At 61.8% G+C, this 18620-nt stretch carries 18 protein-coding genes, 2 tRNA genes and 1 pseudogene; 8 read left to right on the top strand and 13 right to left on the bottom strand.

What is annotated here, in order from left to right:
- Nucleotides 1-150 precede the first annotated feature (150 nt).
- From ACW9UO_RS15805 to ACW9UO_RS15815, 3 genes are all read left to right on the top strand, one after another.
- Complete coding sequence (locus ACW9UO_RS15805; RefSeq protein ID WP_457086729.1) at nucleotides 151-609, top strand: tripartite tricarboxylate transporter TctB family protein; 459 nt, start codon at nucleotides 151-153, stop codon at nucleotides 607-609.
- Nucleotides 610-612: 3 nt separating this feature from the next.
- Nucleotides 613-2139 carry a tripartite tricarboxylate transporter permease gene (locus ACW9UO_RS15810; RefSeq protein ID WP_457086730.1) on the top strand — a complete coding sequence of 509 codons (1527 nt, stop codon included), beginning with the start codon at nucleotides 613-615 and terminating at the stop codon, nucleotides 2137-2139.
- Nucleotides 2140-2283: 144 nt separating this feature from the next.
- Complete coding sequence (locus ACW9UO_RS15815) at nucleotides 2284-2985, top strand: FadR/GntR family transcriptional regulator (RefSeq protein ID WP_457086731.1); 702 nt, start codon at nucleotides 2284-2286, stop codon at nucleotides 2983-2985.
- Nucleotides 2986-3031: 46 nt separating this feature from the next.
- Here the strand turns inward: ACW9UO_RS15815 and ACW9UO_RS15820 are convergent.
- Together ACW9UO_RS15820 and ACW9UO_RS15825 are read right to left on the bottom strand one after the other, a co-directional pair.
- A pseudogene (locus tag ACW9UO_RS15820) lies at nucleotides 3032-3490 on the bottom strand (substrate binding domain-containing protein).
- Nucleotides 3388-4377, bottom strand: a complete 990-nt coding sequence (locus ACW9UO_RS15825; RefSeq protein WP_457086732.1) for a LysR family transcriptional regulator — start codon at nucleotides 4375-4377, stop codon at nucleotides 3388-3390. Before ACW9UO_RS15825 ends, ACW9UO_RS15820 begins: the two are co-directional and overlap by 103 nt.
- A 93-nt stretch (nucleotides 4378-4470) precedes the next feature.
- Between ACW9UO_RS15825 and ACW9UO_RS15830 the strand changes: the two genes are divergently transcribed.
- Nucleotides 4471-4938: a cupin domain-containing protein gene (locus ACW9UO_RS15830; RefSeq protein ID WP_457086733.1), complete on the top strand. Its 468-nt coding sequence runs from the start codon at nucleotides 4471-4473 to the stop codon at nucleotides 4936-4938.
- 180 nt (nucleotides 4939-5118) lie between these two features.
- On the opposite strand, the gene ACW9UO_RS15835 is transcribed toward ACW9UO_RS15830, so the two are convergent.
- Nucleotides 5119-5703: a hypothetical protein gene (locus tag ACW9UO_RS15835; RefSeq protein WP_457086734.1), complete on the bottom strand. Its 585-nt coding sequence runs from the start codon at nucleotides 5701-5703 to the stop codon at nucleotides 5119-5121.
- 66 nt (nucleotides 5704-5769) lie between these two features.
- Here ACW9UO_RS15835 and ACW9UO_RS15840 point away from each other — a divergent pair, with 66 nt between their 5' ends.
- From ACW9UO_RS15840 to ACW9UO_RS15850, 3 genes are all read left to right on the top strand, one after another.
- Nucleotides 5770-6288 (top strand): Crp/Fnr family transcriptional regulator, encoded by a 519-nt coding sequence (locus ACW9UO_RS15840; protein WP_457086735.1) that lies wholly within the window; start codon nucleotides 5770-5772, stop codon nucleotides 6286-6288.
- Nucleotides 6289-6586: 298 nt separating this feature from the next.
- A complete protein-coding gene (locus ACW9UO_RS15845; protein WP_457086736.1) occupies nucleotides 6587-8335 on the top strand; it encodes a sigma-54-dependent Fis family transcriptional regulator in 1749 nt (582 codons plus the stop codon).
- A gap of 140 nt (nucleotides 8336-8475) precedes the next feature.
- Nucleotides 8476-10275: an NAD(P)/FAD-dependent oxidoreductase gene (locus tag ACW9UO_RS15850; protein ID WP_457086737.1), complete on the top strand. Its 1800-nt coding sequence runs from the start codon at nucleotides 8476-8478 to the stop codon at nucleotides 10273-10275.
- 110 nt (nucleotides 10276-10385) lie between these two features.
- Here the strand turns inward: ACW9UO_RS15850 and ACW9UO_RS15855 are convergent, their stop codons facing one another.
- From ACW9UO_RS15855 to ACW9UO_RS15895, 9 genes are all read right to left on the bottom strand, one after another.
- Nucleotides 10386-10919, bottom strand: a complete 534-nt coding sequence (locus tag ACW9UO_RS15855; RefSeq protein WP_457086738.1) for a hypothetical protein — start codon at nucleotides 10917-10919, stop codon at nucleotides 10386-10388.
- A 194-nt stretch (nucleotides 10920-11113) separates the two neighbouring features.
- Nucleotides 11114-11188, bottom strand: a tRNA-Glu gene (locus ACW9UO_RS15860).
- Nucleotides 11189-11257: 69 nt separating this feature from the next.
- Nucleotides 11258-11332 (bottom strand) — tRNA-Glu (locus ACW9UO_RS15865).
- Nucleotides 11333-11488: 156 nt separating this feature from the next.
- On the bottom strand, nucleotides 11489-13237 hold the full coding sequence (gene recJ / locus ACW9UO_RS15870) for a single-stranded-DNA-specific exonuclease RecJ (RefSeq protein ID WP_457086739.1): 1749 nt from the start codon (nucleotides 13235-13237) through the stop codon (nucleotides 11489-11491).
- The gene (locus tag ACW9UO_RS15875) at nucleotides 13234-13800 is read right to left on the bottom strand and encodes an isochorismatase family protein (RefSeq protein ID WP_457086740.1); all 567 of its coding nucleotides are present in this window, start codon (nucleotides 13798-13800) and stop codon (nucleotides 13234-13236) included. Before ACW9UO_RS15875 ends, recJ begins: the two co-directional genes overlap by 4 nt.
- Nucleotides 13797-14762: a class II fructose-bisphosphatase gene (gene glpX / locus ACW9UO_RS15880; RefSeq protein WP_457086741.1), complete on the bottom strand. Its 966-nt coding sequence runs from the start codon at nucleotides 14760-14762 to the stop codon at nucleotides 13797-13799. The genes ACW9UO_RS15875 and glpX overlap by 4 nt, the downstream gene beginning before the upstream one ends.
- A gap of 150 nt (nucleotides 14763-14912) precedes the next feature.
- Nucleotides 14913-15395 (bottom strand): GNAT family N-acetyltransferase, encoded by a 483-nt coding sequence (locus ACW9UO_RS15885; RefSeq protein ID WP_457086742.1) that lies wholly within the window; start codon nucleotides 15393-15395, stop codon nucleotides 14913-14915.
- 73 nt (nucleotides 15396-15468) lie between these two features.
- Nucleotides 15469-16755: a homoserine dehydrogenase gene (locus ACW9UO_RS15890; protein WP_457086743.1), complete on the bottom strand. Its 1287-nt coding sequence runs from the start codon at nucleotides 16753-16755 to the stop codon at nucleotides 15469-15471.
- 98 nt (nucleotides 16756-16853) lie between these two features.
- The gene (locus tag ACW9UO_RS15895; RefSeq protein WP_457086744.1) at nucleotides 16854-17153 is read right to left on the bottom strand and encodes a hypothetical protein; all 300 of its coding nucleotides are present in this window, start codon (nucleotides 17151-17153) and stop codon (nucleotides 16854-16856) included.
- Nucleotides 17154-17254: 101 nt separating this feature from the next.
- Here ACW9UO_RS15895 and ACW9UO_RS15900 point away from each other — a divergent pair, with 101 nt between their 5' ends.
- Nucleotides 17255-17896 (top strand): TetR/AcrR family transcriptional regulator, encoded by a 642-nt coding sequence (locus ACW9UO_RS15900; protein WP_457086745.1) that lies wholly within the window; start codon nucleotides 17255-17257, stop codon nucleotides 17894-17896.
- 91 nt (nucleotides 17897-17987) lie between these two features.
- Here the strand turns inward: ACW9UO_RS15900 and ACW9UO_RS15905 are convergent, their stop codons facing one another.
- Nucleotides 17988-18569, bottom strand: a complete 582-nt coding sequence (locus ACW9UO_RS15905) for a GFA family protein (RefSeq protein ID WP_457086746.1) — start codon at nucleotides 18567-18569, stop codon at nucleotides 17988-17990.
- Between the last annotated feature and the right edge of the window lie 51 nt (nucleotides 18570-18620).

An 18620-nucleotide genomic window follows, 5' to 3' on the forward strand; every position in this document is an offset into this window, starting at 1 on the left:
TGACCATGATACCGGCTCCCGTGATGCCGGGTCATACCCCCCGACCTTGCAGCGAACCACGCTTCCGACGCCCCCAAGGCGACACGCCTCGCGCCCCGAAGCACCCGCCCTGCGCTGCTGATCCCATCACCCCCAGCCCGGGAGAAGACGATGCTCTTGAACAGGCAACTGGTTTTTCTATTTGTCATACTGGCCGTGTCTCTCGGCTATCTCGTGACCGCTGTGCGATTGGGTGCGCCCTTTGCCGACGGCGGCCTGACGCCCGCGTTCTTTCCGATGCTTGTGGGCGCTGCGGCGATCCTGTTTGCCGGCATCCTGATCGTGCAACAGCTGCGCGCCGCGCCGGATGAGACAGCCGAACCCGCCGAAAAGGCCCCGCGCAACTTCACCCACCTCTGGGTCGTTGTGGCGATCTTCTTCTATATCGTCGCGTTCAAGCCGCTGGGGTATTTCCTGTCGTCCGGGCTGTTCGTTTTTGCGCTGATCCTGCTGTTTTCCTCGTTTGAGAAACTGCTGATGAAGGCCGTGATCTCGGCTGTGATCGTTGGCGTCGCCTTTTTGATGTTCCAGCAATTGTTCGGGGTCCGCCTCCCGACGATTTGGGGGTAAGTTATGGATTTCATTCTACAAGTCTTCGGCAGCTTTTCCTTGCTGCTTGACCCGTTCAACTTGACCTATGTGATCATGGGGTTCTTGATCGGCACCATTTTCGCCGCCATTCCGGGCCTGACCGCGACACTGGCGATGGCGCTGTTGTTGCCGCTGACCTATTCGCTGAGCGTCGAGACCGCGCTGATGGCCTGTGCGAGCATCTATATGGCCGGGATGTGCGGCGGGTCGATCACCGCCACCACCATCAACATTCCCGGTGCGCCATCCTCGATGATGACCGCGCTCGACGGCTATCCGATGCAGCTGCAAGGCAAGGGCGCGCTGGCGCTGGGCCATGCGGCAATTGGCTCGATGTTTGGCGGCGCGGTGGGCGCGCTGTTGTTGATCGCGGTCGCGCCTTTTGTGGCCGAACTGTCGCTTCTGGTGAAAACCACGGGCAAATTCTCGCTTCTCGCCTTCGCTCTGATCGTCGTGGTCATTGCCCAGCGGGGGCGCATTCCGCAGGCCGGTCTGGCAGCTTGTATCGGGCTGATGCTGGCCACTGTCGGGCTTGACGCGATGGAGCCAATCACCCGCTTTACCTATGGCTATTCCAACCTGACGGCGGGGATTGACCTGATGCCGGTGATCATCGGCACCTTTGCGATTGCCGAAGTTCTAAGCCAAGCCAGCAGCCACACCGACATCAGCGCCGCCACCGCCGCCGCCGACAAGGTCAAGATCCGCCGCCGCGATTTCATTCCGCCGCTGGCAGACATCCGCAAGATCGGCTTTGGCGTCTACTTCAAATCCTGCCTGATCGGCTATTTCGTTGGCACCTTGCCGGGGGCAGGCGGCTCGATGGGGTCGTTCCTGGCCTATACCGAAACCGTGCGCACCTCGGACGAGCCCGAGACATTCGGCAAGGGCAACCCCAAAGGCATCGCCGCCTCAGAAAGCGCCAACAACGCGGTTTGTGGCGGGGCGATGGTGCCGATGCTGACCTTCGGCATTCCGGGCGATCCGATCACCGCGATCATGCTGGGCGTTCTGGTGATCAACGGTATCCAGCCGGGGCCGCAACTGATGTCGGACCAAGCCGGGCTGATTGCCCCAATGCTGGCGGCGCTGTTGTTCAGTGCGGTTGTGCTGATCCCGCTGACGCTTTGGCTGATCGGGCCGTATTTCATTAAGATCGTCTCGGTGCGCAAAGATGTGCTTTATGCCGTGATCGCGCTCTTGGCGGTGGTGGGCAGCTATGTCGCGACCTATTCGACCTTCCAGATGTTCATGGCGCTTGCGATGGGGATTCTGGCCTTTTACCTGCGGCGCAATGGCTTCCCGGTCATCACCATGCTGTTGGGCTATATCCTTGGGCCAAATCTTGAGGAATTCCTGCGCCGCTCGCTGGCCTTGTCCAACGGTGATCCGACGACGTTTTTCACCAACCCCGACAGCCTGTTCTTTGTCGGCCTGACGCTGGTGTTCATCTACTTCCTGGTGATCCGCAAACCGGCCAAGGCCCCCGCGGTGATCGCGTCAAAGTAACGGCGCACACGACCGGCGGCCGCCCCCATATCCGGGGCGGCCGTGTTATTTGTGGCCTTGCGCCTGAGGGCGGCTGTATTTCAGGCCCGTGCAGCTTATAAAGGTAACCGCACGGCCCAGAGGCCCAAAGACAAGGAGACCCCATTGCCAGACACTCGGCGCCCCTCGCTGGCGGATCAGGTTTATGACCAGCTGCTGGCCAAGATCCTCGAAGAGGAATTCCCGGTTCACAGCCGGCTGCCCCCCGAAGAGGTGCTGGCGCAAAGCTTTGGCGTCTCGCGCCCCATCGTGCGCGGCGCGCTGTCGCGGCTGCGCGACGATGGTATTGTACAATCGCGCCGTGGCTCGGGCAGCTATGTGCTGCGCCGTCCCGACCGCGAGTTGATCAGTTTTGTGCCGCTTGAATCGATTTCGGATGTGCAGCGCTGTTACGAGTTTCGCATCGATGTCGAGGGGGCGGCTGCCGCATGGGCCGCCCGGCGGCGCGACGAAGAGGATCTGGCGGCGATGGATGCGGCCTACCGCGTGATGGAGCAGACCTATCAAGAGAACGCGCTTGGCGTCGATGCCGACCAGCGGCTGCATCTCTCCATTGCGCAGGCCTCCAAGAACCCGTTCTTTTCCTCGGTGCTGGAGTCGCTGAGCGACCAGATCGCCTTTGGCGTCAAACTTTCACGCTCGCTGACGTTGCTCGATATTCCGGGCCGTCAGGAATTGGTTTTGGCTGAGCACCGCGCCGTGCTTGATGCGATCCGCCTCAAGCAACCCGAGGTCGCGCAAGCGACCATGCGCCACCACATCACCGCCGCAAAAGACCGGATGTTTGTCGGCACGCAAGACGAGTAGCGCTTGGCCAAACGTCGCTATGCGATGGTCCAAGGCTGGCCATTCTCTAGCTCTGCGGCCAGACCGCCACGATCAGAAGACTGCGCAGGCGGGCGGTGGGCAAGTTGCGTTCGAGTTGACCGGCGCCAATCGGCGCTGTCGCAAGGAACCCCGGTAAAATCGCCAGCCCAAGACCTGCGATGGCCATGTCCCGCATCGCCTCGCCGTTGTTCAGCAACAGGCGGGTTTGCGGGGGAGGGGGCGCGGCACCCTCAAACGCCCACATATGCGCATTCGACACATGCTGGTATTCGATAACCTAATGCGCGCGAAGGTCGGCCAGTGTCTTGGGGCGGCCGTGTTGATCAGGATAGGCCGGGCTGGCGCAGGGGATGGTGTCGTCTTTACACAGTTTGCGTTGCATCAACGCGGTGTCGCGCAATTCGCCAATTCGGATGGCAATATCAAACCGGTCGCGCAAGCATTCACCGGGCGCAGCAGTTCGATAATCCGGTTTCTCAACCATAAGTGCGGCGGACTTTCCGAGAGCCGACGCGGCCAAATCAGGACCAAACGGACCAGATCCATATGGATTGGAGGCTCAAACACGTTGAGATTTGCTGATTTGGCGACGCGATGTGCTAACGGGGTTGGAAGCAGGGCGATGAAATCCGAACTGGCAACGGCGCGGTATACTCCCGAAAAAACCGGCAAGGTCATCGCCACCCGACGTTCGCGTCCGATCCGCGCAAGGGCTTCATCCCCAAGGCCGTTAGGATGGCCTCCGGTCGAAAACAGAACATGCCCCAGGTCGCAGAAAAGGTCGAGTGGCATGACATCATCTGATGCAAGCCCAAGCTCGGATGTTCTTGGATGCGCCTTTCTGGCAATGACAGAGAAAGACGAGCTAAAGACCGGTTCGCCTTCTGCCCAATCCGGCAACCTTGTTTCAGGGAGCAAGACGAAATCCAAGTCGTGGCTTGCCATCGTCTCGACACCATCGTCCGGAACCAAGTTCACAAGGTGGACCCGCAGCGAAGGCGCATGTGCCGCCAGATACTCGGCCAATGCTGGCATGAGCATTTCGGCAAAAAAGTCGCTTCCCGAAATCCGGAAGCTGTGTTCCGCCGTCGCCGGGTCGAACGCATCGCGCGGCCCGATGAGCGCTTCGACACCGCCCAAAATGTTTCGAAGCGGTTCTTTGAGCGACAGGGCGAATTCAGTCGCCTCGAGCTTCTGTCCGCTCCGAAAGAACAACTCGTCGCCGAGAGACAGGCGAAGCCGTTTCAGTGCTCCGGATACCGCTGGCTGAGACAGGCCCAAACGCGCACCGGCCTTGACCGTGGACCGCTCGATCAAGAGCGCATCGAGCACACGCAAGAGATTCAGGTCGAAACTGGATAAATTCGCCATACTGATCGCTATCATACAATCTATCGATTTAACAGATTTAGCTGGGGCGACTAGCCTGACATCACTCGCAAGGATAGCTCAAGGAGGACTAAAATGCCGGATCGCCCACGCACCTATAACGTGTTGAACATTCTCATGAAGTTCCATGCCTTTCCATCCGAGGTAATGGACAAGTTCTGTTTCGTCGAATGCCTTGTCCCAGTTGGGGCCGGTGCCCCGCCGAACCACCACGCTGGCGAAACTGAGGCGTTCTATGTCATCGATGGGCAGATCGGCTTCATGATCGATGGCAAGGAGACTGTTGCCGGACCAGGCGATCACGTCGCAATTCCCGATGGGGCCGTGCACGCATTCCAAGCTATCGGGGACAGGCCGGCCCGCCTCTTGATCATCAACGCGCCCGGACACATGCACGACGCGTTTTTCACTGGGGTCGGACACCCGCTTCCCGAGGGCCAAACCGAACTGCCCAAAGCCATGGCGCCGAATATTCCTTCAGTGGTGTCCATGGCGGCACGGGTCGGCATGACACTCGTGGCTCCGGCCGAAGCAACGGCTTGACGCGACCCGCAAAACGCAAGCACGGCAGGTGCGGGACGCGTACAGGCCCCCGCACCCGTAACACCCAGGCGTGAAAATAGCCGGCTTCGCCCAACTCAACAAGGCGAACGTCAGCCTGTCATCGACCTCCCAGCCCTTGCGCTGCAACTTGGAGCGGGACTTCGGGCCGGACGCATCGCGTTAGTGGGCGTGAGCGTCTTCTCCACGCGCCATCATCATGTGATGTTCACGGTGATGGTCTTGGCTTGCCATAAGTCCAAAAAATCCCAGCCCTCGTATTCGGGCCACCACAGACGGGTCGTCACTCGTCACGCGAAGCTCTACTCCGTTTTCTGCGTCGACGGCCTCGACAGTCCAACGGTTGTCCTGCGCAAGCTGGGCCGCGTGGGCAGGCACCATGCGGCGGATCGTGGCGAGCGTGTCGGCTGCCCCCGTTGCCATCGCGGAAAGGCCGTCTGGCAGTTCTGTCTCCTCCACGATTGTGTCCGAGATCAAGCGGTCCATGTCGACCAGATGTGCCCGTAGGCCAGCCAGATCGACTTGGCCCCAGTCTGTGTCAGGATCCGCTTCCAGCACGCGCACGACTTCGGACAGGGCGGCGAAAGCTCCTTGTCCCGGTTCAGTGAGGATGGTGTTTTGGAGCGGCTGGCCGTGAGAATGTGTGTCGTGATCCATGCCCTCGCCATGGCCGGAGTGCGCTGTCTGCGCCGCGATAGCCGTTCCACCAAGCAGCGCCGTCACCATCAAAATCAGCTTCGTTTTCATTTTTTGTCCTCACATTTATTAAGAACACCCTATTGGACACTGCGGCAATTCCGTATGATTTCTATCATGTCAGACTGGCAGCATATATTTGATGGCGCGCTGATGAGGAGCTTCGCGCAGGGGGCCGTTCTCTTTCGCAGGGAGGATCGCGTTCATTCGATGTATCTTGTTCGATCCGGCATGGTCGAACTTGTGCGTCCACTCACTGATGGAACAGCATTGACGCTCAGCGTTGCCACGGCTGGAATGGCGCTGGCCGAAGCGTCGTTGTTCGCCACGACCTATCATTGCGATGCGATTGCACGCATGCATGCCGAAATGGCGATCTTGCCCCGCGCCACCTTTCTGTCTGCGCTACGCAAACAGCCAGACGCTGCATTAAGCTTGATCGAAACCCATGCCAAAGAGATCCAAGCCCAAAGAGCGCGCATCGAGATCCTGCGCCTGCGCCGGGTGTCCGACAGACTGGACGCATGGATAGAGCTACACGGTGAGCCACCGACAGGTGAATGGATAAGGGTTGCTGATCAGATCGGTGTATCGCCACCTGCGCTTTATCGGGAACTTGCACGTAGGCGGAAGTAAGAGGGATCGTCGTCCGCACCGTTGATTACGAGGAGCAGACCGTCGCGGCGCAGTGGCGTTTCCGTAAAACGGGCTCACTGCCGACCTCGGATGCAACGCAGTATCGATACGATCTGAGGCACCCCACCAGGCAAGGACGACCCACAGCCGCCATTCGGAACGTTCGTGGCGAATGATTGGTGTCGGCTCGCCCCCGCCGTCCAAACCGATCCGAGGGAGATCCGTGAGGCCTGAGACCAAGGTCCATCATTGCGCATGCACCTTTTGATTGTACTGTTGTCTGCGGGAGGAAGGTCTGATGGTTGACCGTCATCACGTCGCGGAGATCGCGCAGGTTCTGGATGGGCATGCGTCTGGTCGAGACAGTTACGTGGATGCCTCCTGGCGGCGATGCGTCGAGCTTTACGGCATGGACCCGACGCGCAATGACCCGGCCCACATCGTCACAGACACCGAGTTTCGCACGCACCGCGAGCAAGCCGATTGGATGATCGGAGCGGCACGCTCGGGTCTTCAAAGTCTGTTCCGGCAGGTGGCGGGCCAGAACTACGTGCTGTTGCTGGCGGATGCGAAAGGCGTCTGCGTTGACTTCTTCGGTGACGAACTGTTCCTCGATGACTTGCAGCGGTCGGGCCTTACCCTTGGGTCGAACTGGTCCGAGGACCTGGCCGGCACCTGTGGCGTCGGCGCCTGCATCGTCACCGGTGAGCCGGTCACCGTTCATCAGGATGACCACTTCGGAAACGCGCATACTGTTTTGTCCTGCACCTCGGCGCCGATATATGACAGTCTCGGCCAACTCGCGGCGGTCCTCGACATCTCGCTGCTGCGCTCGCCCTCCCCGAAAAGCAGCCAGAACCTTGCCATGTCCCTGGTGACGGCAGCCGCGCGTCGTGTCGAGATGGCGAACCTCATGGCGGCCAGCCGTCGGGAATGGGTGTTGCGGTTTTCGTCGAGCCCCGAGTTTCTGGACGTGGACCCGGAAGCGGCGGTGGCGCTTGATGGGTCGGGCCGGGTGATCGGGGCCACGCGCGCGGCCACACAGATGCTGTCGCGTGGCCAAAGCCTGATCGGCGCGCGGATCGACGGTCTGCTGGGGTTGAGTGTCGATGACTTGCCTGACTTGATGCGCGACCGCCCGACAGAAGAAAGGGTCGTGGCATTGGGAGATGGCGGCGCCGTCTTTGGCCATGCGATCGCGCCACAGGCGCCGCGCAGAGCGCAAGGCAGCCAAAGCGCGCGCCCCACTCATGCGCGCGGCGGTGTCCTTGCCGCCTTGGCGGGCAGCGATCCGACCTTGGCACGCCTGCTGGCGCAGGCAGAACGGCTTGCGCCGACACCTGTGCCGCTGATGATCTGTGGTGAAAGCGGCAGCGGCAAGACCAAGCTTGCCCGCGCCGTTCACATGGCGTCTCGGCGGGGCGGCTTCGTTTCCGTGGAGTGTGCCGGCTCGCGGCCCGAGGATATGCGCCAGACGCTCGCCGCGCAGTCGCGGCCGGCAACGCTGCTGCTGCGCCATATCGAGGATTTGCATCCTGACACCGCACAGATACTGGCGGGCCTTCTGGATGACCATCCCGAGCTGCGCCCGATTTCCACCACCGGGACGGCCCCTTCTGATCTGATGTCGGAGGAAAAAATCCCGTCAGCGCTGTATTTCCGGCTGTCGGGATCCGTGCTTGAGCTGCCGCCGTTGCGCGCGCGTCAGGATCTGGGTTGGTTGATTGAACGCCTGTTTCAGCGGCGCTGCGGAGGCGAGATGCGCCTGACGCCATCAGCACGGGCCGAGTTGATGGCGCGCGACTGGCCGGGAAACCTGCGCGAGCTTGGCCATGTTCTTGATGTCGCCTGCGCGCTGGCGGAAACCACGGTGATCGATCTGCAGGACCTTCCTGCCGCCCCCGAGGCGCGCGAGAAGGCGCAGGATCTGGAGGCGGTTCTGGACGCCTGCAATTGGAATATGGCCCGCGCAGCGCGTCGTTTGGGGGTCAACCGGTCGACAGTTCTGCGCCGCATCCGCAAAGACGGGTTGCGCGCGCCTGACTAAGACGTTGCGCGGCGTTGCGTGTGCAACATGCTGCAATGCCGCAACCAAAGAGACGGTGGAATTCATCAGATTTCCGTGGAACCGATGCGGGTCCTTTCGCCACTCTCTGCTCATCACATTGCTGATGAGGAGGAACCGCAATGCTCGACTCGACAGTCACCGCAGAGGTGCAAGAGACACTCGACGCCCTGAACGCCGCCCTTGAGGAAGGCGACGCGCAGGCCGCAAGCGCCCTATTTGCCACGGACAGCTATTGGCGCGATCTGGTTGCCGTAACGTGGAACATGAAGACGGTCGAGGGGCCGTCCGGTGTTCAGGACATGCTGACGGCGCAATTGAAACATACCAAACCGCGCGGTTTTGCCCTTCAGGATGGTGAAATCCCCGGCGAGGATGGGGGCGTGACCACCGCCTGGATCACGTTTGAGACCGCCGTTGGCCGGGGCTGGGGTTTGATGCGCCTGAAGGAGGGGCGGATCTGGACGCTGCTGACCGCGCTACAGGAGCTCAAGGGCCACGAGGAAAACCGTGGCAAACGCCGCCCGATGGGGGCGGAACACGGCGCCGCCAAGAACCGCAAATCCTGGACCGAGACGCGCGAAGCCGAAGCGGCCGAGCTGGGCTATTCCGAACAACCCTATACCGTGATCGTCGGCGGCGGTCAGGGTGGCATCGCCCTTGGCGCGCGGCTGCGCCAGCTTGGCGTTCCGACGATCGTTCTGGACAAACACGACCGACCCGGTGATCAATGGCGGTCGCGCTACAAGTCGCTCTGCCTGCATGATCCGATCTGGTACGATCATCTACCCTACATCAAGTTCCCGGACAACTGGCCGGTCTTTACGCCCAAGGACAAGGTGGGTGACTGGCTCGAGATGTACACCAAGGTGATGGAGATCAACTATTGGATCCGTACCGAGGTCCAGAGCGCTGAGTATGACGAGGGCGCTGGTACCTGGACCGTCAAGGTGAACCGCGATGGCGAAGAGGTCACACTGCGGCCCACACAGCTGGTGCTGGCCACAGGCATGTCGGGCAAACCCAACGTGCCGGACTTTCCCGGCATGGACAGTTTCCAGGGCACCATCCAGCACAGTTCGCAGCACCAGGGCCCGGATGCCTGGACCGGCAAGAAGGTGGTCGTTGTCGGGTCGAATAACTCGGCCCATGACATCTGCGCCGCCCTTTGGGAAGCGGATGCCGATGTGACAATGGTCCAGCGCTCTTCTACCCATATCGTGCGGTCCGACACGCTGATGGATATCGGTCTGGGCTCCTTGTACAGCGAAGAGGCGGTGGCCTCGGGGATGACCACGGAAAAGGCGGACATGGTTTTTGCCTCTCTGCCCTACCGGATCATGCACGAGTTCCAGATCCCCCTCTACGACCAGATGAAAGAACGCGATGCAGAGTTCTATGCTGGTCTTGAGAAGGCCGGATTCAATCTCGATTGGGGCGATGACGGCTCTGGCCTGTTCATGAAATACCTGCGCCGCGGATCGGGGTATTACATCGACGTGGGCGCCAGTCAGCTGATCATCGACGGCGAGGTCAAGCTGGTCCAAGGCCAGGTGGACCACTTCAATGAGACCGGCGTGATGCTGTCGGATGGCACGCACCTGGAGGCCGATCTGGTGGTTATGGCGACGGGCTATGGCTCGATGAACGGCTGGGCCGCCGATCTGATCAGCCAAGAGGTCGCCGACAAGGTTGGCAAGGTTTGGGGCCTCGGCTCTGACACCACCAAGGACCCCGGCCCGTGGGAAGGCGAGCAGCGCAACATGTGGAAACCGACCCAGCAGGACAACCTCTGGTTCCATGGCGGCAATCTGCACCAGTCGCGGCACTACTCGCTGTACCTTGCGCTGCAACTGAAGGCACGAATGGAGGGCTTGGACACCGCTGTCTTTGGCCTGCAAGAGACGCATCACCTGTCGTGATGCGCTGACCGGGTCGCACCCTTGATGGTGCGCCCACGCGCCCGGCGATCTCCTCCCGTCGGGCGCACCCAATTTCTGATCCCGGTTGCAGCAATGCGCCGGGGCCCTTTTTATTCTGTTGTCACACGATAATCGCCCATCTTTTCATCAAAGACCCAACTTGCGCCTGACGGCCAACCTTTCGAGGTTTCCTCAAACAACTTAATGATTGTCGGGAAGGGTATGCGCCAGACGGCCTTGTTACGGTCGAAGTCCGAAACAACGACCAAATCAGACCAATTGCGGTCGGTGCCGCGAAGGACAAAGCTTACATAGGCGTGAATACTTTGGTTGCAGACGTAGGCAACGGACTTCTTTTCAAGTTTTTCGGCTTCCCAATCGTAGTTTTCTTCGAGTGAAAAGCGGTTGAGAAAAGTAACGTTTTTTACAGTTGGTGTTCCGAACACATCAACTTTCATTTTCGCGATACGCGATGAAACCTTGTGAAGTTCAATCATCCTGCGAACTATGAAGAAACCTATCATCACGTCACGTTCGACCGTGCAAACCGCACGTTCCGACCAACGCTTCGGCTTGGGAACGGGACGGATAGTTTTCGCTATACGAGCGAGGTCTTCTTTCCAATAAAGGGATTCGATTGCCATGCGCTGTTCCGACCAATGTTTCGCCGACAATGCAGCATGGTCACCGGATACGGCAGGCGAAGTGTTCACGAATGCGTGATCGGGCGCAGTGGCGTCGAGGCGACAAGATGGCGATTTGTTTGCTGCATTAGACTCGCAGCAGGATATGCATGCTTACGATTTTTGCAGCAAAAGCAACGACTTGCAAAGGGAAGTGGCAGCCCGTAGGGGAGTCGAACCCCTCTTTTCAGGTTGAAAACCTGACGTCCTAACCGATAGACGAACGGGCCAGTGCCTGGCATGATGTCTGAAGCCGCAAAGGCCCGTCGTAGCACGCCGCCAAAGCGCATCGGAAGAAGTGGCAGCCCGTAGGGGAGTCGAACCCCTCTTTTCAGGTTGAAAACCTGACGTCCTAACCGATAGACGAACGGGCCAGCGCTTGGCGTGAGGCGGGTTCTAAGAAAAGCCGCCGGGTAGCGCAAGGGGTAAATTGCAAAAAAATGCCGCTTGGGCAAAATGGATTGGACCGCTGAACTTATGTCGATGCTGCGGCGCAGAACTGTGCGGCGACAACCGCGCGTGCACCGGTGTCACCCGTCGGCGCGGGCCGCATCGTCAAGCCGAAGCTGCACTTTTTGCCGTCCGCCCCAGGTATTGATGTCGAGCTTGCCTGCAAGGTGGAACCGCGCACCGCCGTGGTCGAGCAGGGCGCTGCCCAGCGGGCTGTCGAAGGCCCCAAAGGCTATGGCGTCAATCGGCGGCGTGAGGCCGTCGGAAAAGCTCAGCCGCAGGTGACTGTCGCCGGCGCGCTTGGCAAAACGGATCGCCATGTCGGGAAAGGCAAAGCGCGGGGCAGGGGCGGAGGCGCCGTAGGGCCCGGCGTCTTCGAGTTGGTCCACCAGTTCCGTGGTCGCCGCGCCGGGCATCAACGCGCCGTCACAGCGCAAATCAGCCGGGCCGCCGTCGCCCGCGCCTTGACGCGCCAGCAGTTCCGACAGCCGCGCCATCGCCGGCTCGAGCTGCGCCGGGCTGAGGCTGAGGCCCGCCGCCATCTTGTGCCCACCGCCTTTGAGAAGGTGGCCCTCCGCCGCGAGCTTCTGGATCGAAGCGCCAAGGTCGACGCCCGCCACGGAGCGGCCCGAACCTTTGCCATCTTCGCCGTCAAAGCCGATCACCACGGCGGGGCGGTTGGTCAGTTCCTTGAGCCGCGAGGCGACGATGCCGACCACGCCGGGATGCCAGCCTTCGCCCGCCGCCCAGACCAGCGGCGCATCAAAGCCCCGCTCCTCGGCCTGTGCCATCGCTGCGGCGCGCACGGCGGCCTCGATCTCGCGGCGCTCGGCGTTCAACTCTTCCAGACGGTCGGCCATCGCGCGGGCCTCGGCTGGATTGTCAGTCGACAACAGGCGCGCGCCCAGATCGGCCTGGCCGATGCGCCCGCCCGCGTTGACCCGTGGCCCCAAAACATAGCCAAGGTGATAGGCCGCCGGTGCCGTATCAAGCCGCGCGGCATCGGCCAGCGCCACCATCCCGGTGCGTTGGCGTTCGGCCATCACCTTGAGACCCTGCCGCACCAGCGCACGATTGACCCCGATCAGCGGCGCGACATCGGCCACCGTGGCCAGCGCCACCAGATCGAGCAGCGACATCAAATTCGGCCCGCTCTGGCCCGCTTCGCGCAATTGCCGCCCGGCCTCGACCAGCGCCAGAAACACCACCCCGGCGGCGCAGAGATGGCCAAGCGCGCCGTCTTCGTCCTGTCGGTTGGGGTTCACCACCGCCACTGCCTCGGGCAGGGTTTCGCCGCCAAGGTGGTGATCAAGCACCACCACATCCGCGCCTTTGGCGGCGGCAATCGGGCCGTGGGACAGCGTGCCGCAATCGACACAGATGATCAGGTCATGATCGCGTGCCAGCGCTTCCATCGCCGGCTCGTTGGGGCCATAGCCTTCGTCGATCCGGTCGGGCACATACAGCGTTGCCTTGCGATTGAAATGCCGCAGCCAGTCGATCAGCAGCGCCGCCGAGGTGCCGCCGTCCACATCGTAATCCGCAAAGATCGCGATCTTTTCGTTGCGCTGCAACCCTTGCAGCAGGCGCGCGGCGGCGGTTTCCATATCGCGCAAGGATCGGGGATCGGGCAACAAATCGCGCAGCTTGGGGTCAAGAAAACCGGTGGCTTCTTCGGGGGCCACACCGCGCCGCGCCAAAATCTGGGCCAAGGCGCGGGGCAGGCCGGTGGCCTGCTCCATCAGGTCCGCCTGGCGTTCAACCTCAAGCCCGGGGCCAACCCAGCGCCGGCCGGTGAGCGAGTGTTCAACCCCGAGAAAGGCGGTCATGCGGCGTCTCCGATAATGTCCGCCACCCGGCGCGCGCGGGCAAATTCACCGTGCAGATGCGCCACGGCATGGCGGTGGATGGTGTCGGGATCGGGCTGTACCGCACCGGCATCCCAGCTCATATCGGCATTGGCGCCAAAGGCCGCGCAAGCGTCCTGCGCCAGCGTCACGCCAAAGCCAAGGTTGGCCGCCATCCGCACCGTGGTCGAGACGCAATGCGGCGTGGTCAGCCCGCAGATCACCACATGGCGTATGCCCTGCTGGCGAAGATCGGCCTCAAGCGTGGTGCCGATAAAGGCGGAATTTACCGACTTTTCGTGCAGCGTATCGCCCGCGCCCGGTGCTAGCCCCGGCAGGAACGCGGTGCCGCTGCGAGAGGGATGCAGCGGGCTGCCCGCCTCGGTGCTCAGATGGCGCACGCAATGCACAGGCCAGCCCTGCGCCGCCGCAAAAGCGGCCAGAGCGCGGGCGTTGTCTTCGGCTTGCGGGTTGTTGCGCGCGCCCCAGACCGGATCGTTAAATCCGGTCTGAAAGTCGATCATCACCAAGGCGGTTTTGGTCATGCCTCGTCCGGGTGACGATAGATCATCCGCCGCACCGATCCGGTCTTGGACCGCATCAGCAGCGTTTCGGCCGTGGTCCAGCCCGGTGTGCGCTTCAGCCCCGGCAAAAGCGAGCCGCTGGTGACGCCCGTGGCGGCAAAGATCACGTTGTCGGTCACCATGTCATCGCGGGTGTACACCCGGTCGAAATTGGTGATCCCGGCCTTGCGCGCGCGGGCCTTTTCATCGTCATTGCGGAACATCAGCTTGCCGAAAATCTGCCCGCCCATGCATTTCAACGCCGCAGCCGCCAACACGCCCTCGGGCGCGCCGCCAGAGCCCATATACATGTCGATGCCGGTCAGTTCCGGCTCGGCGCAATGCATCACACCGGCCACATCGCCGTCGGTGATCAGCCGGATGGCACAGCCCGTGGCGCGCAATTCGGCAATCATTTCTTCGTGGCGCGGACGTTCCAGCACGCAAACGGTGATTTCGTTGGTCGAACAGCCCTTGGCCGCCGCCAGCGCCGACACACGTTCCGAGGGCGACATGCTCAGCGTGACAGCCCCGGTCTTGAACCCCGGCCCAATCGCCAGCTTGTCCATATACACATCCGGCGCGTGCAGCATCGAGCCGCGCGGCCCCATCGCAATCACCGTCAGCGCGTTGGGCATGTCTTTGGCGGTCAGCGTCGTGCCTTCAAGCGGGTCAAGCGCGATGTCCACGCCGGGGCCTTTGCCGGTGCCGACCTCTTCGCCGATAAACAGCATTGGGGCCTCATCACGCTCGCCCTCACCGATCACCACCACACCAGCAATATCAAGCTGGTTAAGCTGTTCACGCATGGCGTTCACCGCGGCCTGATCCGCCGCTTTTTCGTCACCGCGACCAATCAGTTTGGCGCTGGCAATCGCCGCTTGTTCGGCCACCCGGGCAAGGCCCAGTGAAAGCATGCGGTCATTGAAATCCTTGGGAGCCATCGGCGAAATCCTTTGTAAAAGCAGCGTCGCCTTCGTGACTACCTTGTGCAAGGACGGGGCCGCAAGTGGCTTGGTCGCTGGTAGCGATAGCATACGAGAGCTTAGGGGCAAGCCGGGCGCAGGATGCTGTTTCCTTGGCCAAAGCGGCGGCTAACCGTGGGTTGAGAAGTGATAAAGTTCGGCGTCATCGACCTCGGTCCGCTCAAGACTGGCAAGGGTGAGCTTGCTCAGCGTCTGCCGCCAGAACGCCCTTGCCGGGGCGTTGCGCCGCATGATGCCCAGCTCCCAAACGCCGGGATGGGTGGCAAGCAGCGCGCGCACGGCACGTTGGCCAACCCCTGCACCGCGAAACGCCGGGCAGACATAGAATTCGGCGAGGGCGAAATCGAGCGGTCTGTCGGACAGCGCATGGGTGTTGACCAAGGCAAACCCCGCCGGCCCGTCGTTTGTGTCCAACATGTCGTCTGTGTCCAACATATAGGGCCAGCGGTCCGGCGCGACCCAATAGGCGTCGAGATAAGGGTAATCGAGGTCAACGTTGCCGTATTGGCCGAGTTCCAAGAGATAGGGGCGCAGCATGTCGCGCAGTTGCGCTTTGTGTGCCGCGTCGACCTTCCACAATGTGACGTGCATATGCGTTCTCCACGGCTGTCGACGGGCGAGAGCGGCCCAGCACCTGTACCGCTATCGCCTAATCACACCCGCCTCAGACCGCCTCGATCCGCAGCGCCACAGGCTCGCCGAGCACGACGCCGGTTTGGCCAATCGCCTCCAACGCTTCGTTCAACAAAGAGCGCTGAGTCTTGTGCGTCACGATCAACACTGGTGCTGCTTCGTCGGCATGGTCGTACTGCCGCATCCGGTCGATGGAAATGCCCGACGCGCCCAAAACAGTGGCCACTTTCGCCAGCGCGCCGGGTTTGTCCTGCAAGGTCATGCGCAGGTAAAACGGCGCCGGAGCACCGCTTTGGGCCGGTTGCGCTTTGGTCAGCGTCGCGGCGGGTTGGCCAAAGGTCGACACCCGCAAGCCGCGCGCAATATCCATCACATCGCCCATCACCGCGCTGGCGGTCGGGCCTTCACCCGCACCGGGGCCGCGCAGCACAACCTGTTCCACCGCATCGCCTTCGATCACCACCATATTGGTGCCGCCCTCAAGCTGACCCAAAGGCGAGGACGCGGGCACAAGGCACGGCGACATCCGCTGTTCCAGCCCACGGCCGGTCATCTGCGCCACGCCCAAAAGCTTGATCCGATAGCCCATGTCGGCGGCGGCGCGAATGTCTTCGATCACCACGCGGCCAATGCCTTCAAGCTCGACACCGCCAAAATTGACCTGCGTGCCAAAGGCAATCGCCGACAAAAGCGACAGCTTGTGCCCGGCGTCAATGCCACCCACATCCAGCTCGGGATCGGCCTCAAGATAACCCAGCTGATTGGCCTCTTCGAACACCGCGTCATACGGCAGGCCCGAGCTCTCCATCCGGGTCAGGATGTAGTTGCAGGTGCCGTTCATCACGCCCAAAACGCGGGTAATCTCATTGCCCGCCAAGCCTTCGGTCAGCGATTTGACCACCGGAATGCCACCGGCAACCGCCGCCTCAAACCGCAGCACCGCGCCGTTGTCTTCGGCCAGTTTGGCCAGCTCTTGCCCATGGATCGCCAGCATCGCCTTATTGGCGGTCACCACGTCTTTACCGGCCCGCAGCGCGGCCTCGGTCGCGGCCTTGGCGGGGCCATCGGCACCCCCCATCAGCTCGACAAAAACATCAACATCGTCGCGGGTCGCCAGCGACACCGGGTTGTCCTCCCAGTCGTATGACGACAAAGGCACACCACGATCCTTGTCGCGGGTGCGGGCGGAGACAGCGCTGATCTGGATCGGGCGACCAGCGCGCACCGCCAAAAGATGCGCTTTCTGGCGGATGATCTTGACCGTACCGGCCCCGACCGTGCCAAGCCCGGCAATTCCGAGGCGCAAAGGTGTGGTCATGGGGGTATCCTCCAGCAGGGTCACGGGTTTGAGCCGCGATGTATCCCCAAGCGGGGCGGGGTGCAACGGCAAGCCGATCGCTGGCGTGAAATATGAGGCTACTGGACGCCGCGCGCCATCCGGGCGCGGGTGGCACGGTCAATCACCGGCCCCTCCAACCGCGCTGCGCGCGCCCGCAGCGACTGTACCCGCGCCAAAAGCGAGGTCTGCAGGGCAACGGTGGTGGTGCTGGTTGGGGTCACGCGCAATTCGTCAACACTCAGAAGCCGGGGGTAAGCGGCGGCCTCAACCTCGGGCCCTTCGCTGCTCGCCAGATCGGGGAACTGGGTGCAGGCCACAAGGCCCGCGCCAAGCAGGGGGCCAAGACAGAGGCAAAGGCTAATCCGGGTCAGGCGCATGACGGCTCCGTTAACGTCGTGGCACGTTCATGCCGCATGCCGGCGCGAAGGGCAAGGATTGGTGATTGATCTGAACGTGCGTTCAGTTTTATGGTGCTCGCATGGCACGCACCCAAGGTTCACACTCCGACATCACCGGCCCCCGGGTCCGCACCGCAGCGCTCAAGCTCTTTGCACGGCACGGTTTTGCCGCTGTATCGATGCGTCAGATCGCGGGCGAGGTGGGCGTTCAGGCGGGCGCGCTCTACAATTACACCCCCGACAAACAGAGCCTGCTGTTCTCGCTGCTCAAGGGGCACATGGACGATCTCCTCGCGGCTTGGGCCCAGGAACAGCCGTCCCAAGAACACCAAACCCTAGAACACACGGCTCATGAACATCCGGTCCAAGACCCACTCGACCGGCTGGCACAATTCGCCCGCTTCCACATAAGGTTCAACGTCGAACGCCCCGAGGCGATCTTCATCTCCTACATGGAGCTGCGCAACCTCGACCCCGACAATTTCGCAATCATCGAAACCCTGCGCGGCACCTATGAGGACGAGCTCGAAGCCATCCTGCGCGCCGGCGTGGCCAGCGGCGCCTTCGACCTGCCCGACACCAAGATCGCCACGCTTGCGGTCATCGCCATGCTGACCGGCGTCAACACCTGGTACCGCGCCGGCGGCCGCCTCTCACTTGAAGAGGTGCAACAAATCTACTGGGACATGGTGCGCGGCGCGGTTGGGGCAAAAACCCCTTAACCCTTCTTCTGTTTAAAAATACCTCGGGGGTGAGGCCATAGGCCGAGGGGGCAGCGCCCCCTATCCAGCCGTGGAGTGCACATTTCCGGCTTTACGCGCCGACCGTGAAGGGATGCGCATATACGATGGGGTCAACGGGTGTGCCATCGTTCTCGGTGGCGTGCCTTGCGTAGGTCTTGAAGCCGGGCGGGAGGAGTGTTCCCGGGCGGGCTTCGGAGACGAAGATGTGCTTGCAGTTTTCGGGGCAGGGCATCACCGCGACGGGCGCGTCGAGCGTGCCGATATAAATCCCGATCCTGTCGGGCCAACGCTCAAAAGTCAGCGCGAGCTTCGTGCCGCAGGCAGCGCAGAAATGGACGTGGATCTCCTTGCCGCTTCCGTCCGAGGACAGGGTATAGACCGCTGGAGACGTGTCACCAAAGGTAAAACCGGCCCGGTCAAAGATCGGTTCGATCATCCTGTCCGACCCGGTGGCCCGCTGGCAAAACCGGCAATAGCAGACCGTGATCCAAAGCGGTGGCGCGCCGGTTTCGTAGTGTACTGCGCCGCAAAGGCAGCGCCCCGCGTGTCCCCCGGACATGGCCATCAGGTCAAATTTAGGAACGCGCGTCGGTGCTGCAAAGCAAGACCCAGAAGACCGTGCGCTTTGAAATCTCTTAAGGCATCCGTGCATCGCTGGCAGGATGGATGCAGGAACCGCTTGTGATCGGAACTCAGCACCTTT

The sequence above is a fragment of the Marinovum sedimenti genome, assembly GCF_054052205.1.